Raw genomic sequence first — 17,769 nt, 5'->3', positions numbered from 1 at the left:
CCTTGTACAAAGTTGCTACTATTACACTGTTTAAAATATGACATATATCAGGTTTTAAAATTGGGCGTAGCTTTAAATTTGAAGATCTTAAAACAGAGGATATGGCAAGCTGTGACCTTAGTATTGCGAAACAACTTAATTTTTTGAACAATCTATCCAAAAAGGAGAAGCAACGCTTACATGCGAATAGTAGCTCAAAAAAAATAAAAAAGGGAACCGTGATATTTGCAGAGGACGATTTGCTCCAGTCCCTATTCTGCATTCGCGAGGGAGCCTGTAAATTCTCTATACTAGATGATAGAGGTAAAGAAGTGGTTACCGACTTTTTAGGCAAAGGCGACCTTATGGGACGCCGTTCCCTTATTACCAAAAAAGGGGCCATGGTCACGGCTACGGCAATTACCGATACCACACTATGCTGTGTAGACAGTGAATCCCTATTAAAAGGTTTGTCAAAAAACAATACCTTTTGTTTGGATATGATAAAGGGATTTGCTGAAGATGAAGAGGAAAAACACTTGAAAATGGGCCTATATGAAAATCAACGAAGTATTAAAAAAAGATTGGCAGGCCTACTAATCTATCTGAAGAAAAAGTTTGGCTCGGAGCAGGACGGCAGTCTTATCGTACCCTTAAAACGACAAGACATGGCAAACGTATTGGGTACCTCTAGCGAATACGTAATTACCTTATTGGCCAGTTTCAAAAAACAAGGCTTAATTGGGCTCGCCCCTAGTAAAATACTGATATTATCCGAAAAAGAACTTTTAAAAATTGTTTAATATAAAAATACAAAACCTTTAATTTTAAAGGTTGTATATTTTTGTTAACTTGTATTTTTGCTAGTAAATAGCCTCGGGGCAAGCCCACGAGAAGTTAAAAGGAGCATCAGCATTGATTTCGACACAAGCGTCGGGGCATTTTAAATCTCGATTATCGAGTAAAATTATTCAGGTATGGAGCAAGAAGAAATGCGTACGCGTTGCGAGAATTGTATCGTTCGTCAGTTCAACTCGTTACGGGCAATGACCAAAGAGGAACTCAAAAAGGTCTCGGATTCAAAGACCACGATGAAAATTAAAAAAGGGGAAACCATCTTTACGGAAGGCGAAAAACTGAACGGAGTGTACTGCGTTCGTGACGGAGTTTCTAAATTGGCCAAACTTAGTCCCAATGGAAAGGACCAAATTGTAAAACTAGCTACCAAAGGAGAGCTTATCGGGCAACGCTCCGTCATCGCAGAAGAGCAGGTAAACCTTAGTGCTACCGCCGTGAGCGATATGGAAGTATGTTTTGTTCCCAAAGAAGGCATCGTGAATACCCTGCACAATAATCCTAATTTCACATTAGAAGTATTGCGGCACATGGCGCACGACCTAAAAGAAGCAGACGATGTGGTAGTAAACATGAGTCAAAAAACCGTAAAGCAGCGTATTGCAGAAGCTTTCCTTTACCTAAAGAACAATTATGGGGAAGATAAAGACGGTTTTTTGGTCTTAACACTTTCAAGGGAGGACATTGCCAGTATTGTGGGAACGGCAACGGAGTCCTGTATCCGTTTAATTTCCGAGTTTAAGAAAAAAGGCTTGATCAAAACTTCCGGCAAAAAAATAGGCATTAGCAACGAAAAAAAACTACAGGATATGGTAGATGGTTTTTAACATAAACCACCATTAAAACCTGACAATTATCATAGTTTGCGATTAAGCTTAGGGCTAATTTTACCATGTAATTTACTAAGATTAGATGAAACCCATTTGCTAAAATGATATGCTACCGCAGGTAGTAATCAAGAATCGCAAACCTGTTCGCGGGCACACAAGGGTTGAATGTGACATTGGCAACTAATGAAACAAACACATGAAACGAGTTTTGATTCCCACAGACTTTTCGGACAATGCCTGGAATGCCGTACAGTACGCTTTAGCACTTTTTAAAGAGGAAGCATGTACATTTTACCTACTTAACACCTACACCCCGGCAATAGCCCATAGCAGGTTTATGGCCACTTCTTTTGAAGACGGGGTACTTACAAACGCTGCCCACGAATGTTCCAAAAACGGATTGGCCAAGGTATTGAAAAGAATAACGGATACCCACGTTAACAACAAACATAAATTTGAAACTATTTCTTCCTTTAGCCTGTTGATAGACGAGGTGCTGGAAACCGTATCGGAACATAATATTGATCTAGTGCTTTTGGGAACCAAAGGTGCCAGTGGTCTTGAAGAAGTGTTCATGGGAAGCAACACCGTTCGGATAATCAAAGCGGTCAAGGATTGTCCCGTTCTCGCTATTCCACAAAACTTTGACTACATTAAGCCTACAGAAATTGCTTTTGCAACTGACTTTAACCGGTTTTATACCATTTCCGAACTAAAACCTGTTATAGATCTCGCTAAATCGTTTGACGCGGTCGTACGCATTGTACATGTACAGTATGAACTTAAGGCATTGACCGAACTACAACAATTTAACCTGAGTATGCTCCGTAAATACTTGGGCGATGTTGAGCATTACGTACATACGGTATCCGAATTGAACTCCGTTTCCAAAACTTTGGAAAAATTTGCAGAGGAATTGGATATTCATCTTCTGGCCATGCTACAATACCAGCATAGTTATATGGAACGTTTAACTAGAGAACCGGTCGTAAAGAGGATAGCCTTCCATACCAATACCCCGCTATTGGTAATTCCGGAACTTAGCTTGCGAACATCGGTAAAGAAAAAGACCCAAGAAACATCCTTTTCTAACTAGACGGTTCCTGGCTCCAAAATTTAAAGGATTCGGGAACGTCGTTTTTTTTACCCAATTGTAAGGGATTAAAATAATTTTTTGCAAATAAATACCATACCGTAGACGACAGTGCCGGCGTAGTGTCTGCATGGTCCCATAACATGGCAGTCCCGTAAGAAGTACCGTGGTTACTGCTATAAGGTATACCCTTTGCATTTTCTAACATGGTACTTGAAATAATGGATTTTTCCAACTCTTTAATTAGTGTCTCCGCTTTTTCCCGGTCTCCCTGGGCTTGGAACGCAACGGCCATTTGTGCCGTACCTTCCAACCAGACCACATCCCTATCCTCGTCAAAACAATAGCCGGATATCATTTCTCCGTTTACCGTAAGTTCTTGTTGTGTTAAATACCTGTCTGCCTGTATAAGAACGTTGGTAGACAACCCATCCAACATAATACTACTTAAGGAATGTAAATCCATCGCATAGGCATAAGCAGGATTTTCCGGCCACGATAAAAAAATCTGGTTTTCCGGGTCCCAACGTTCATTTTTAAGATAATTTAAGATATTTACATGAAAATCATCAAAGCCCTGCACCGCGTTAAAAGCGGTTATAATCCCCTCTGTAACCAAAGGAATTTCCGACCCATCTTGATCTAGGCCGCCACGCAAGCCACCATTTTCCAGTTGCAAGGACCGCAGCCATTTGTCCAATCCACTGGCCATAGCATCGTACTTGGTACTACCATAAGTTTCCTTGTACTGATTGATCGCAATCAACAACCACGCATTATCTCCCATCCAAATGCGCTCACCCTCACCTCCGTTTATATTTCTAAACTGATAAAAGCCGCCGTTCCGCAACACTTCCTCTTGCATTTTTGATTGATAGAAATCCAACACTTTTTCCGCCTTTTCCTTTTTGTTTATACTTATAAAAAGAATGGTGGCCAAGGCATTATCGTAAAGCGATACAAAATTTGTATGGGCTGCACTTTCTAGTAATCCAGAATCATGTTGCATTCCTACTACCCAGTTTATAACGGGGGTATCCAAGCTACTGGAATTATTGGTTTTAGGCGGGTTAGGCAGTATTTCTTGGGTAACTTCAAATACATTAAGCTCCGTAACACTGTCTTTTTCACAGGATAAAAAGAGCATTGCCAAACAAACAAAAAGGGATAATCGAAAACTCATAACTAGGTAGGTCTCTACTATATGTTGGGACTACCAAGGTAGCAAGCAATACTATGCAACCGATTGAATATCGATTAGTTACAAAGAAAATAGGACAAGTCTCGCCACACTTCCCTTACGACCGGGTAAAAGGTATTTCAACTACCTACTAGCTTATCGCTTTTGTTGATTTTAGCTAGAAAAAATGCAGCTCGTCCGAATAAGAAAAAACAGGACTAGGTTAAAAATATTAAAAACCTTTAGTATCTTTACCCCGTTGTGTTGTGTTCCGAACAAGGTTCGGAGCAAATTGTGTGGACCGGTTTTTAATCGGTCGTATCCAATGAAAGGCTTTCCATAAAGGGAGGCTTTTTTTGTTTTACTTCACTTTTTAAGTGCTTCCCCTATATTTTGGTTTATTCACTCCGCGACTTTTAGGGTTACGTTTTGGTCGCCTCCCCTTAACGAAACAATGGCAGGCCTGCCTTTATGGTTAAACTTCAATTGGTCACGCTCTTTATAGATATCACCGGCGTCTCCAATAAAAAAACCAATAACGACAGAAATTGCGCTTATGAACCAATTGACCCTTTTTCCAACTTGAAGGGAATCAATTTCCTTTAACATGTAGGCACGTATTGCTTCCTCAGGTTCATGGATTTCAAAACGATTATCGAATAAAACAATCTTTAGTTGTGGGTCTGCTCTTATTATAAATTCTTCCATAACTATATGCTGTGCATGAGTGTATGCAACAGAGATGCGGCCAACCGTGCTGTTTGGTCGTCTATATCATAGACCGGGTTAAGTTCGGCAATATCCAAAGCACACAATTTACCGGAATTGATTATGGTCTTCAAGGATTCCAAAACAACATCTGGCGTAAATCCCATTGGAGACGGGGCACTAACACCTGGCGCATAAGCAGAGGAAAAACCATCCAAGTCTATGGTCACATAAACAACATCTACATTAGCAATGAAAGCATTGATCCACGCATTGATCTCGTTATGGAACTCGATACGAAAGGTATCACGTAAAATATATTTAACCTCCAATTCTTTGGCCGTTTGAAAAAGCACCCTATCATTGGCATCCTCTCTAACTCCAAGACACAAGTATTGAAAAGTATCATCCAACTTCTCACAATCTTTGGCAATTTGATAAAAAGGGGTGCCAGAAGTATTGCCATTTGTATTGGAACGTAAATCAAAATGAGCGTCGAAATTAATGATGCCTATAGATTTAGAAGATGAAAAGTGCTTTCTTATACCATGGTAGGTACCATAGGCGATATCGTGTCCACCACCAAGGATAATAGGGAATATCCCAGCTTCTAGCAGTAATCGGACCTTCTCACCAAGCACATTCTGACTCTCCTCCAATTCGCCGTTAATACATGTTACGGTTCCCACATCCAAAACTCGTGTTTCCGCTTCCAGTGAATTAGGTAATTTACCTAATTGTTTTCTAATTGCCTGGGGGGCCTCTTGAGCTCCCACACGGCCCTGATTACGCTTTACCCCTTCGTCACAAGCGTAGGCGAGCAGCCCAAAACATTTGCCCTTGGCCGGTCTTATACCGGAGATATCAACACAGGAAATCTTTTCGTGCAAATAAAGGTTTTGCCCTGAGGTTCTTCCAAAATAGGATTCTTGTGCCGTTAGACTATACCTTGCCATAATTTAGTTTTATATCAATTTGAAAATTAACTCTTTTTTTTCGGTCTGATAAATTTAGAAAGGCCCAACACAAAAAGTTTCGGAGTGCTGTAGAAGCACCTGGGCTGTAATCGCAAAAAAAAAGCCTCTCAATTACTTGAAAGGCTTATCCCTAAGTTGCGGTCTGGACGGGACTCGAACCCGCGACCCCCTGCGTGACAGGCAGATTTTAATTAAATTCATATGAATTAAAAACCCAATAAATACGGGGGTTTTCAGTGATTAGTTGTATATTTAGGTACATTTAAGACCATAAAAAACCACATTCTGCGTGCAAACTGCGTGCACATGTGCACGCAGATTTTAACATTTAAAGATGGCCACCTATATAAAACTCTCATTGGATACACGAAGGAAAGATAACAAAACCTTCCCTTTAATTTTTCGTTTGACCCACAATCGAAAATCTACAAGTATAGGAACAGGGCATAAATTAGCGACTTCCGAATGGGACGAAAAAAGGCAAAAAATAAGACCTTCATTTAAAGGCACAGAATCACCTTCACGTTTGAACAATCTTCTGCAAAAGAAAATGGCGCGCATGGTAGATATCCTTACGAAATTGGAAGATGGTGACAAATTGAAATATATGAGCGTGTCCGAAGTAAGGAGTCATATTACCCGTACTACCAAAAAAGTTACTTTTTATCAGTTTGCCGAGAAGCAGATAGCCGACCTGATCAAAGCGAACCGTATTGGAAATGCAAGGGCCTACAAACATGCTTTAAAAGCGGTCAAGAATTTCAGAAACGACAAGGATTTTATATTCGATGAACTGAACCTAGATTTTCTGAACCGATTTGAAAAACATCATTTGGCCAAGGGCAACAAATTGGGCGGTTTAAGTGTCTACCTTAGAACCATAAGAGCGATTAACCGAAAAGCAATAAAAGCAGGGGTCGCTGACAAGGAAGGGTATGCCTTTGATGATTATGTCATCCGAAGCGGAAAACCCGAAAAACGAGCCATTCCCCTCGATTCCGTTCGCAAGATCGCAGAGCTTGATTTGGAGAAAGATACCGCCCTGTTCAGGGACAGGAATATTTTTATGATGAGCTTCCTGCTCAACGGCATGTCCTACGTGGATATGGCCCATCTTAAACTGTCCAATATTGTCGATGGTCGCATCCGATATTCAAGAAAGAAGACAGATGAACCCTATAACATAAAAATCCATGACCAACTCAAACCTTTGTTGACCTATTTTACCAAAGGCAAGAAAAGAAGCGACTACTTGTTAAGTGTTGTCAAGAGTGAAAATCCTATTGAAAGCTACAACCAGATCGTTTGGGCAAGAAAGCGGTATAACGATAATTTGAAAAAACTGGCCGGGCTGGCCGGTATCGAGGAGAACATTACTAGCTACGCGGCCCGTCATTCCTTTGCCTCAAGTGCAAACGATATGGGAATTCCCTTAACGGCCATTTCCCAGATGTTGGGACATAAGCGTATCAGCACCACGCAGGCCTACTTGGCCGGACTTAAGAAAGCCAAGATTGACGAGTATCAAGACGAAATTATGGACAAGCTTTCGGGATAGCTCCTGTTCTTGGTCGGCGTGCTGAAAATCGGCCTTTCTCTTCCTTCTCCCTATCCACAAAAAAAGCGCCCGAAAGGGCGGTAAATTCAAAATTGCAACTCCTGTTTATTAGGTGAAGATTTCAATCCTATAAAACGCCTATTGAGACAAGAAATAGCACAATTAAATAAACTGTTCAACTTTTTTCGTGATGATTCCTTGAAACGGACGCGAATAAGACTACTATTTCCTTTACCCAATAATATCTTTTGAAACAAGTCCCGGTTATCAATGTACAACAAAAAGGTTTGGATGCTTGGAATGATATTTTACCCACAAAATAGTAGAAAACAAAAGTCTTTCATTCAATTTTGAAATGGCTCATAATATACTGGGCAGTGCTATAGTTAAAATTAAAAGACCTACTTCTAGATATTTTATTCCATGCAAGAATACAATATTACATCGTTTAGGTGGTCTCGTTTTTAATAGAAGTCACTTTATTGATTGAAGAAATGTTGGTATTTTAGATTTAGATTCCCGTTTTTTTAAAATCAATAAACTAATTGTGTATTCAGGCTTTAATTCAAAATCCATCGCCGTACTCCCTTTTCTAAATATTGGAAAAGATGAGAACGAATATTTTTCAGATGGAATAACGGAGGAAATCATAAACGCTTTGACCAAAATCGAGGGACTCAAAGTAACTGCCCGTACCTCTTCCTTTTTTTATAAGAATAAACCGCTAGATGCGAGAAAAATAGGAAATGAACTTGGGGTAGAGACCTTGTTGGAAGGTAGCGCACGTATCATCAAAGACCGCGTTCGCATTACGGCCCAGTTAATCCGTACCGATAACGGCTTTCATATCTGGTCTGAGAACTTTGATCGCGACCTCTCCGATATTTTCGAACTACAGGATGAAATCAGTTTGTTGATAGCGGATAAAATCAGGGAGAATTTTGGGCATTTTGAACTACAGGAACAGTTGGTCGCCGCGCCGACAAAGAATATTGAAGCCTATAAGCAGTTACTCAAAGGTCGTGAACTGCGCATGCGCTGGAATGCCCAAGATGTTTTTGCCGCCATCAAAAGTTTTGATAAGAGTATCGCTCTCGATGCCTCTTACGCCGATGCTCATTTCGAAAGAGGATGGTGTATCGGAATGTTGGCCAGTTGGGGCTATTGGGAAAATAGGGAGGCTGGACTCTTAGAGGCCAACCGCCATATCGATATCGGTCTGGAGCTGAATCCCGATTCCGCCATGGGACATTATGCCAAGGGTACTATCAGTTTTTGGGGCTACTGGAACTATAAGGACGCTTTTGAACATTTGCAAAAATCATTGGAAATCAATCCTAATTCCGCCGAAGTACGCGATGCTGTGGCGGATTGTTATTCAGGATTGGGCAAAATCGACGAAGCCCTTAGCAACAATGCAATTGCAGTTCGCATCGATCCCTTGGCGGCGAGTGTCCACTTTACGCAGGGCAATATGCGGTATTTTCAACAGGACTTTGAAGCGGCCATTCAACTATTTGACAAAGCCCTTGAACAGGCCCCTGATTTTCCCTTGGCGTTGGAAATGAAAGCCGCGGCCTTTATTTTCGATGAACAAAAAGAGGCGTTAAAGCGCCATATAGCAGAATCGCCAAAACTTCAGCGACCGAAAAGCTGTATGGCGATCTATGACTTGAAGCACGGGGAATCCTATTTTGAAGTTTCCGAAACAGAACTCGAATTGGAGCATTGTACCGCAAAAGAATATAGCTTAAGGGCTTGGGACCTTTATCTTGAAGTGTGTCGAGGTAACCACAAAAAGGCACTGGCTATTTTAAAAGAAAGGGTCAATGCGCGGTCGGGGCAATTGTTCGCCTTTAAAAACGACCTTTTTTTAGACCCATTGCGAGATTATGAAGAATATAAAAAAATAGAGGCATCGGTATTCCACGATGCCATGCTACCGGAAATCAAGTCCGTTGACAAAAAAGCGGTTTCCTCGGTGCCATTCGATAACGACGAACTTCAGGAATATGTATCCGCCACCAAATGGGCTATGAACTCCGACAAAAGATTTACGGATCCAGAACTTAGTTTGAAGCAACTGGCCGCCGATATCGATTTGCACCCCAATAAACTTTCATGGCTGCTGAACAATCATTTCGGAAAAAACTTCAATGATTTTGTCAATCAATATCGCATAAAAGAATTCCAGCGCCTAGCGATAACCCCCGAAAACAAAAACATTACTTTGCTCGGTCTGGCTTATGACAGCGGTTTTAATTCCAAAACTGTTTTCAATACTTTTTTTAAAAAGGAAACCGGCATGACCCCGAAGCAATGGGTCAAGGCGAATAATTGATTCCCTTAAATAAGCCCTTTTTCCTCAAGAGAGGTTTTAAGTTGAGCATGATTTTCCCAGAAGCTGTCTTTGATTTTTTGCATAATGGCATCAAAATCTGGGTGCGCTTTTAACGGTTGAATCAGCGGGTCATCCTCAATTAACAAAAACCAATAGATATAATTTTCTGCTTCGGAAAATATTCTGAGCTGTTCGATAGCTTCATCGATATTCCCTTCATAGGCATATTTCCAAACCAGATTAACACTTCTATAAGAAGATTTGTCCGCCGCACAATATTCGGAAAAATCACTAAAAATTTTCTCAGCCTTTGTATCTAACCCCATCTTTTTATAGACCGTTGCAATTTTGACGTTTTCCTGTAAATTAATGTTTAGATCGTTAGCTTCTCTTGCTTTGACAAATTTTTCAAAATAAAAATAGGCCGAATCATAGTCTTCTTCAATGTAATAAAACTGTCCTACGTTCTGTAAAATATCAAGCCTGGTGGTATCTTTATTCCATTCCTCTAACATCAGATTTCTAGTTCGCTCAACATTACCATCCTTAGCGAACAGGATAGATGCCTTTACATATGGTGAAAAATAGTTTTCAGCATTGTAATCTAGCGACATGTTGATGTATTTTAACGCTTCGTCGACAAATCCTGAAAACATAAGTGCATTACTTAGTTGTAAATACGTATAGCTCTGAGTAACTGAATCACTAGCAACGTTGAGCTGAACTCCTTTCAAGGCGTATTCAAGGTATTTATTGGTATTGGGCATCATGCGAAAATAGAAATCCGCAAGTATTTGAACCGCTAGGGACGAATTTGGATTATATTCCAGTGCCTTATTAAGATGGGGCAATGCCAGTTGGTACTCCTTTGTTTGTATGTAGTAAAAAGCCTTGGCAACCAAGCTTTCGGCGGATTTTGAATCGTAAAGCAAGGCTTTATCCGCATAGTTGTTAATCTTTTCGGTGTATTTTTTCTCTGTTTGAGGGATTTCGAGGAGATAGTATGAGATAGCGATGTTGGCATAGGCCAGGGCAAACTCCGAATCTTGTTCTATGGCTTTTTCAAATAATGAGATGGCCTTTTCCAAGCCTTCCGGAGTCTGAGAATAATAAGGGTCCAATGCCTGAAGATAAAAATCATAGGCCAGCAGATTTTCGGTTGGCTTTTTTTCGATTTGCTCCAATTCGTCAGGAGTTACCACTGCTGCTATGGCATCCGCGATTTTCTTGGCTACATCGTTCTGCAACGCAAAAATGTCCTCTACTTCTCGATTGTATTGTTCTACCCAAATAGGGGTATCCGTCGAAGCATCAATCAATTGAATATTGAGCAGGACTTGATTGCCGACACGCTGGCCACTACCTTCAACCAAATAGTTCACATTAAGTTCTTCTGCAATGGCTGGAATACCCTTGTCCGTTTTTCTGTATTTCTCTACCGAAGTCCTACTAATGACCCGCAAATCTTCAATCTTCTGCAGGTTGTTCAAAGCAGATTCCATAAGTCCGTTTACGAAATAAAGGTTGGTGGAATCCGCACTCTCATTTTTAAAAGGCAATACGGCTATGGATCTTTCAATTTCTGGTTTTTCTAAGGCATTTTCTACAGCATCCCCCTTATTGAAAAGCAAGTAGGAAACCAATAGCACTACTGCGCATGTCGCAGCAACGATAGGCCACCTATATCGTTTTAAAAAGTATGTTTGAGCCTTTTCCTCTTCAACAGCTACCGTGATTTTTCCGACCTCCCCGGGAGGATATCCATACTGTTCCCGAAAGCATTTAATAAAATAGGAGGTGCTTCCAAAACCTACTTGATATGAAATTTCGGAAACCGTCGAGGAGCCTTCCTTAAGTAAGTCCATAGCTTCTTTAAGGCGAACTTGACGAATGAACTGACTTGCGGAAAGTTTAGTACGCTTCTTGATTTTTCTGAGCAGGTTAGATCGGCTCATATGCATAGCCTCGGCCAATTCGGATACCCCAAATTGCTCGTTGCCCAAATTCTTCAGAATTATGGCTTCGGCTTGTTCAATAAAGGTCGATTTGTTGGACAATGAGCTTGACATTTTGTTTTATACAAGCTCTAAATTAGTGAAAATCTAAGGAATTACCCGTTATCCCGAAGGCTGGCCATTTAACGGAAATGACATCTTTTGCGTCATAATTTATATGCCTGCGCCATAGTTTTTATACCCTCCTGAAACTTTACACAGTTCGCTACATAGCTCATAGGGCTTGCTTCAAGTTCCATGGCATCTTTGTACCAACAAAAATCATAACGAACAATTTAAAACAATAATTATGAAAGCATCAATCACAAGAACAGTAACGGAATCAAGAACTGGACAGTACTTCTCTTCACTAAGCACTAGCAAAAGAGTACAATGGGCACAGTACAGGAACTTTAATCGCTAATCACGATTCAAAACAATTATTAATAACATAAAATATAAATCATGAAAGCATCAATTACAAGAACAGCAACGGAATCAAGAACAGGACAGTACTTCTCAACCTTTAGCAACAGCAAAAGAACCCAATGGGCGCAGTACAGAAACTTTAACCGCTAATTATAATCAGTAAGAAAACATCAAAAAACAATACAGTCATGAGAACAAGCATCAATCAACCGCCAACGGAATCTAGAAGGTTCACTTTCCTTACCCACTTAAAGGACAGTAAGCGAATCCGTTGGGCAACACCCAAAGAATACCTTCATTAAGAATTCTACTTCATAGGATTAAAAAAAGGGATAGACCCTCATCAACGTCTATCCCTTGTCATAACAAAAATTATAACGAACAATTAAAAATATAATTATGAAATCAAAGATTCACGAATACCTATTAAAATTAAATAACAAAGTCATGAGTAAAACAATCAAAAAACAAGTAATGCTAAAAATGGCGTGTACTGCCTTTACCTTAATTTCTGCAATGGCATTTGCTCAAAACAATTCCAATGCCCAAAACAATTTTATTCGAGATGGTTTTATGTTTGAATTTGGTCTAGGTGGTGGTATTATCAGTATAGAAGATAATGCTGGACCTCAAGGTTTTGATGATGTGCAGGGCGGTGGTACTTTCCCTGAATTAAAGCTCGGTTATATGTTAAATAACCGTTTAGCCATTACCGTTTCTGCACCTGGAATGATTTACACGTTTAATGATAATGACAGACACTTTGGAGGCATCATACCTTCTGTTCAGTACTGGGTAAAAGACCGATGGTGGATACATGGTGGTGCTGGTTTAGCCATAGATTCGCCTGCATTATATGATATTAAAGACAATGTAAATGATGATTGGAATACAGGGATAGCAGTTATGGCGAGTACAGGTTATGAAGTGTACAGAAAAAACAAATTTGCCTTGAACGTTCAATCTAAAGTACTCCTGGGCGGTGTAAAGCTAGATAATAACATTGACAGAGATGCAGTGCAATTTAGTTTAGGAATTGGCTTTAGCTGGTTCTAATTAGTAAAGAAAAATAATATCAATAATCAAAAAAAATGTAATCATGAAATCAAAGATAGACGAATACAAATCAAAAATTAATGACATGGTCATTAGTAAAACAGTTAGAACCAATTCAATGAGAGTACTAATAAACATGTCATTAGTTCTCCTTTTACTCACATCGGCTTGTGGTCAGTCCAGCAACAAAACAAAAGCTGAGGCTACCAATACTTCTGAAGTCAAGTCGGCAGTTGCAAAACCGGAAATCGATATTCAAGCCGCAATATTATCCGATAACATCGAAGCGGTAAAACAGCATATCGAAACGGGAACAGACTTGAACAAAAAATACCCCATGAGCGGCTCCACACCATTGATCACTGCCGCGAGTTTTGGAAAAAACAAGATTGCCCAAGTCCTTATTGATGCCGGGGCCGATTTAACGGCCAAAAATAACGATGGGGCGACAGCTTTGCACACGGCCGCATTCTTTTGTAGGGTCGAAGTCGTACAGTCCCTTATTGATGCCAATGCCGATAAGACCGCAAAGAACAACTTTGGAATGACACCAAGGGAAAGTGTTATGGGGCCTTTTCCCGAAATAAAGCCCATATATGAAATGCTTCAGCAACAATTAGGGCCGATAGGGTTACACATTGATTTGACGGAAATCGAAAAAACCCGTCCGGTCATTGCGATGATGTTACAGTAATACACTTAAAACTTATACTACAATGACAATGGAAAGAAGACACGATATTGATTGGTTGCGGGTCATAGCAATTGGCTTGCTACTCATCTATCATATAGCCATCATATTTCAACCATGGGCCATGTTCATTGGCTTTATCAAGAGTGATGAATTCCTAGAGGGTTTATGGAAACCGATGACCATGCTCAACGTCTGGCGAATTCCATTGTTATTTTACGTATCGGGAATGGGACTTTACTTTGCGATGCGCAAACGAAATTGGAAACAATTGCTTTTGGAGCGCACAAAGCGGATTCTCTTGCCTTTCCTATTTGGTATTGTTGCCATAACAACCTTACACATGTTTGTTTTTCAGATGTACTATAATATGCCTTTAGGTTATTTTCCCCATCAAGGCCATTTATGGTTCTTGGGAAATATCTTTCTGTACGTACTTATACTTTTACCGTTTTTTTACTACCTGAAAAAGGATGGAAACGGTAAAATCAAAAGGATGTTATCGTCTCTCATGGGCCATCCCGGTGGACCTTTGTTGATATCCCTATTTTTTGTCTTAGAAGTTGTGTTGGTAAAGCCCCAGATGTTTGCATTGTACGCCCAGACTTGGCATGGGTTTTTTAATGGATTTTTGGCCTTTCTATTCGGTTTCCTTTTTGTGTACAGTGGAAAAGCATTCTGGCAGACCGTTTTAAAATGGCGCTGGTTGTATATTGGATTGGCCGCTGTTTTGTTCGGTATCCGATACTTTATTTACGCTACGGAAGCGCCAGGTTATCTTACGGCCATCGAATCAAATTGCTGGATTTTTGGGGTTTTCGGCCTTGGGTATAAATACTTGAACAAACCCAGTAAAACACTTAGCTACCTAAGCAAAGCAGCGTATCCTGTCTATATCATCCACATGTTTGTCTTGTACGCAGGGGCTTTTTTTATATTACCCTTGGAAATTCCTATCTCATTGAAGTTCATAGGTATCGTAGCTTTTACAGGTGCAGGTTGCTTTCTTATTTATGAATTCTTGCTTAGAAGGATTGGTTTTCTACGGCCATTATTCGGATTGAAATGGTATTCCAAAAAAACTGAAAAGGTAAAAACTTCGACCTCGAACCTGAACTGAGAATACAAGGAATAAAAATTCTTCAATTTGGTTAAAACTAGAGTAAGAATTTATTAAATAACGGCCTGAACAAATGGGAAAAACATCACCAAAGATAAGTAAGCACATTTAAAATATAATCTAACATGAAAATTCAAATTGTAATATTTTTCTCAATAGTAATGCTTAGTGCTTGTAACAGCTCTAAGAAATCTGGTATCACCCAACAACCGACTTTAGACGATTATCAAGTTGGCGAAAAATGGGTATGGAAATATAAAGGTGTAACAACGGAAGGAGAAGTACGCTCGAATGGAAAAGATACAAGAGAAATAGTCAGTGTCGATGGAGTTTTAGGCATGACGATCGGAAATGATACCATTCCAATTACTGACATTGTGAAGCCGGAAGAAAGCGAAACACCCAAGTATGACTGGCCTCTGGTAGTGGGTAAAAAGTGGAAATATGAAAACAATTGGACAAGTCAGGATGGAACAACGGGAAACCAAAGTCATGACGCTGAGATTTTATCATATCAAGAAGAAACAGTAGAAGCTGGAACATTCATGGCTTACACCATAAAATACGCCGGTAAAACCACGAATTCAAGAGGATATAGCGCAAATGAAGAGGAGGTTTGGTTGTATGCACCTGCTGTAAAAAACTTTATAAAACTCACTCAGAATCAAGGTGATTTTCTGTACGTAGAGGAATTGATTGAATATTCAAAACCTAAATAAGTTTTTATAAAAGAGGTCAACCTTAATTCCCAATATGAAATGAGCCATAACAAATCTAGATACCAACCGAGATGTTGATTGGCGAATTACATCTGACCGATTAAAAACAATAAATATCAACAGATGAAAAAAAATAAATATGAAAGCAGTAGTCTACAAAAAGTATGGGCCGCCAAATGTCCTTGAAGTCACGGAAACGGAAAAACCGAAGCCGAGAGATAATGAGATGCTCGTAAAAATTCATGCAGCGACGGTCACTTCGGGCGATGTGCGGTTGCGGAGTTCTGATTTCCCGCCTTTGTTCTGGCTTCCGGCAAGACTAATATTCGGATTGTTTAAACCCAAGAAAAAAATTTTAGGGCATGAACTGGCCGGTACCATAGAAGCCATCGGAAAAAAAGTTGCAAAATTTAAAGTTGGAGATTCTGTATTCGGTACGACCACAATGCTAAAAACCGGGTCCTATGCGGAATATATCTGCTTACCACAGGAATGGAATAACGGTGTTGTAGCCCTAAAACCGGAAAATCTAAGTTTTAAGGAAGCCGCCGCTTTACCTGTAGGAGCAATGACTGCTATGTTCCTGCTTGAAAAGGCAAATCTTAAAAATGGACAAAGGGTTTTGGTCTATGGAGCTTCCGGAAGTGTGGGCAGTTATGCCGTTCAACTTGCAAAGCTAACTGGGGCGACAGTCACGGGCGTTTGCAGTAGTTCTAATGTTGAGATGGTAAAATCCCTTGGCGCGGAAAAGGTAATTGATTATAAGAAAGAAGACTTTTCGGAGGGCAGCGAGAAGTACGATATCGTTTTTGATGCCGTGGGCAACACCACCAAGGCAAAGGCGAAAAAAGTTTTGAATGCCAAGGGCAAATTCGTCACCATTAAAATGCTGACCAAGGAGAAAACCGAAAACCTCGAACACATAAAAGAACTTGCGGAACAAGGAAAACTAATCCCTTTTATCGATAGAACCTTTAGGCTTGATGAAATCAGAAACGCCCATAAATATGTTGATTCCGGACGAAAAAGGGGCAATGTGGTCATTGAAATCGTAATATAAATAGGGTCTCATGGCAAAAAAACACACAAAACAAATACTTAGAATCCTATTCATTATGGCAAGCATAGGCTCGTTATACTTTGTACCATGGATTTTGGTGAAGGCATGGATATTACCGTTACCCGATACCGTCCAAGAACAAGTAGACGAAGCCATCGGGCATGGGTTTGATGGCATGATAGTTTATAGGGACGAAGGGGGCAAACCACCCGCATTTTATACAGGTGGCTGGAAAGACCGAGAAAACAAAATACCTGCCGACCCGAACTCTTTATTCAAGATAGCCAGTATCAGCAAGTTGTATGTAGCTGTTGCCATTGCCAAACTAGCCAAGGACGACCGTTTGTCCTTAGATGAAACGCTCGCCGATTACTTTCCTGAACTTGTTGGAAGAATTGAAAATGCAGAAAAAATCACGTTGAGATCAATGGTGCAACACCGAAGTGGTATTCCCAATTTTACCGATAATCCTGCATATTGGGAAAACGAACAGGAAAATGGCAAAAAAGCGCTTGAGTTTGCTCTTGATTTGCCAGCCAACTTTGAGCCTGATAAGGATTATGGCTATTCAAACACGAACTATTTATTACTACGTCGGATAATCGAGAAAGTGATAGGGTATAGTCATGAACAGTATATCAAAGAAGAAATTATCACACCCCTTGGGCTAAAAAATACCTTCTTTTCACTTGAGGAAGTTAATTTGGACGATGTAATGAGCGGCTATTACGTTGGGTATGAGGAAGATTTTAAAGCTAGGGAATACGGGATGTTGGCTACGGCAGAAGATGTAGGCATCTTTCTTAGGGCATTGAACGATGGCTCTGTATTTAAGGAGGGCGAACAGGAAATCTATTCTGCCATTTATGAGTACGAACATGGCGGTCTAGTAGTAGGTTATCAGAGTCTAGCAGAATACCATGAAGATATCGATACCGTGGTCGTTCAATTAATAAATACAACCGATTTTGAGGGATACGAATGGAACCTATCGGAGATTGTAATCAACCGTATTGTAAAAATATTGAGACGTAAAGAAAACTCATGAAAAAGGTAAGATGTGTAGAAGTTCCATTTGAAGGCTTCCCTTGCTTTCGGGTTTTTCGAAGTATCGAAGTCCTAATGGAGTTTATGAGCAGACTCCCTTTGTATGCCCTTTGCGCAAAACGGTAACAAGGA

15 protein-coding genes and 1 tRNA gene are annotated in these 17,769 nt (G+C 40.1%); 11 read left to right on the top strand and 5 right to left on the bottom strand.

Features of this window, described 5'->3' with window-relative positions:
• Positions 1–101: 101 nt before the first annotated feature.
• The 3 genes from ACFQZJ_RS02510 (at position 102) to ACFQZJ_RS02500 (ending at position 2,760) form a co-directional block, all read left to right on the top strand.
• Positions 102–782 carry a Crp/Fnr family transcriptional regulator gene (locus ACFQZJ_RS02510; RefSeq protein WP_379932060.1) on the top strand — a complete coding sequence of 227 codons (681 nt, stop codon included), beginning with the start codon at positions 102–104 and terminating at the stop codon, positions 780–782.
• 174 nt (positions 783–956) lie between these two features.
• Positions 957–1,661, top strand: coding sequence for a Crp/Fnr family transcriptional regulator (locus ACFQZJ_RS02505; RefSeq protein WP_379932059.1), 705 nt, complete (start codon positions 957–959; stop codon positions 1,659–1,661).
• A 199-nt stretch (positions 1,662–1,860) separates the two neighbouring features.
• Positions 1,861–2,760 (top strand): universal stress protein, encoded by a 900-nt coding sequence (locus ACFQZJ_RS02500; RefSeq protein WP_379932058.1) that lies wholly within the window; start codon positions 1,861–1,863, stop codon positions 2,758–2,760.
• On the opposite strand, the gene ACFQZJ_RS02495 is transcribed toward ACFQZJ_RS02500, so the two are convergent.
• The 4 genes from ACFQZJ_RS02495 to ACFQZJ_RS02480 form a co-directional block, all read right to left on the bottom strand.
• Positions 2,753–3,940 carry a hypothetical protein gene (locus ACFQZJ_RS02495; RefSeq protein WP_379932057.1) on the bottom strand — a complete coding sequence of 396 codons (1,188 nt, stop codon included), beginning with the start codon at positions 3,938–3,940 and terminating at the stop codon, positions 2,753–2,755. The genes ACFQZJ_RS02500 and ACFQZJ_RS02495 overlap by 8 nt on opposite strands.
• A 399-nt stretch (positions 3,941–4,339) precedes the next feature.
• Positions 4,340–4,645 carry a hypothetical protein gene (locus ACFQZJ_RS02490; protein WP_379932056.1) on the bottom strand — a complete coding sequence of 102 codons (306 nt, stop codon included), beginning with the start codon at positions 4,643–4,645 and terminating at the stop codon, positions 4,340–4,342.
• A 2-nt stretch (positions 4,646–4,647) separates the two neighbouring features.
• Complete coding sequence (gene hutG / locus ACFQZJ_RS02485; RefSeq protein WP_379932055.1) at positions 4,648–5,601, bottom strand: formimidoylglutamase; 954 nt, start codon at positions 5,599–5,601, stop codon at positions 4,648–4,650.
• 162 nt (positions 5,602–5,763) lie between these two features.
• Positions 5,764–5,820, bottom strand: a tRNA-Asp gene (locus tag ACFQZJ_RS02480).
• A 136-nt stretch (positions 5,821–5,956) separates the two neighbouring features.
• Between ACFQZJ_RS02480 and ACFQZJ_RS02475 the strand changes: the two genes are divergently transcribed.
• Positions 5,957–7,180, top strand: a complete 1,224-nt coding sequence (locus ACFQZJ_RS02475) for a phage integrase SAM-like domain-containing protein (protein ID WP_379932054.1) — start codon at positions 5,957–5,959, stop codon at positions 7,178–7,180.
• Positions 7,181–7,727: 547 nt separating this feature from the next.
• Entirely contained in the window at positions 7,728–9,521 is a 1,794-nt protein-coding gene (locus tag ACFQZJ_RS02470; protein WP_379932053.1) for a helix-turn-helix domain-containing protein, read from the top strand.
• A gap of 5 nt (positions 9,522–9,526) precedes the next feature.
• Here ACFQZJ_RS02470 and ACFQZJ_RS02465 read toward each other — a convergent pair whose 3' ends face one another.
• Entirely contained in the window at positions 9,527–11,590 is a 2,064-nt protein-coding gene (locus ACFQZJ_RS02465; protein ID WP_379932052.1) for a helix-turn-helix domain-containing protein, read from the bottom strand.
• Positions 11,591–12,343: 753 nt separating this feature from the next.
• Between ACFQZJ_RS02465 and ACFQZJ_RS02460 the strand changes: the two genes are divergently transcribed.
• The 6 genes from ACFQZJ_RS02460 (at position 12,344) to ACFQZJ_RS02435 (ending at position 17,638) form a co-directional block, all read left to right on the top strand.
• Positions 12,344–13,000: a hypothetical protein gene (locus ACFQZJ_RS02460; protein WP_379932051.1), complete on the top strand. Its 657-nt coding sequence runs from the start codon at positions 12,344–12,346 to the stop codon at positions 12,998–13,000.
• 43 nt (positions 13,001–13,043) lie between these two features.
• The gene (locus ACFQZJ_RS02455; RefSeq protein WP_379932050.1) at positions 13,044–13,694 is read left to right on the top strand and encodes an ankyrin repeat domain-containing protein; all 651 of its coding nucleotides are present in this window, start codon (positions 13,044–13,046) and stop codon (positions 13,692–13,694) included.
• A 22-nt stretch (positions 13,695–13,716) separates the two neighbouring features.
• Positions 13,717–14,811, top strand: coding sequence for an acyltransferase family protein (locus ACFQZJ_RS02450; RefSeq protein ID WP_379932049.1), 1,095 nt, complete (start codon positions 13,717–13,719; stop codon positions 14,809–14,811).
• A gap of 125 nt (positions 14,812–14,936) precedes the next feature.
• Positions 14,937–15,530, top strand: coding sequence for a hypothetical protein (locus ACFQZJ_RS02445; protein ID WP_379932048.1), 594 nt, complete (start codon positions 14,937–14,939; stop codon positions 15,528–15,530).
• 139 nt (positions 15,531–15,669) lie between these two features.
• Positions 15,670–16,590 (top strand): NAD(P)-dependent alcohol dehydrogenase, encoded by a 921-nt coding sequence (locus tag ACFQZJ_RS02440; protein ID WP_379932047.1) that lies wholly within the window; start codon positions 15,670–15,672, stop codon positions 16,588–16,590.
• A 10-nt stretch (positions 16,591–16,600) separates the two neighbouring features.
• Positions 16,601–17,638: a serine hydrolase domain-containing protein gene (locus ACFQZJ_RS02435; protein ID WP_379932045.1), complete on the top strand. Its 1,038-nt coding sequence runs from the start codon at positions 16,601–16,603 to the stop codon at positions 17,636–17,638.
• Positions 17,639–17,769 lie beyond the last annotated feature (131 nt).

Origin of the sequence: Maribacter chungangensis (genome assembly GCF_042676845.1) — a bacterium.
Taxonomy (GTDB): domain Bacteria; phylum Bacteroidota; class Bacteroidia; order Flavobacteriales; family Flavobacteriaceae; genus Maribacter; species Maribacter chungangensis.
The sequence above is the reverse complement of the archived record's forward strand: the minus strand, read 5'-3'. Positions and strand labels throughout refer to the sequence as shown.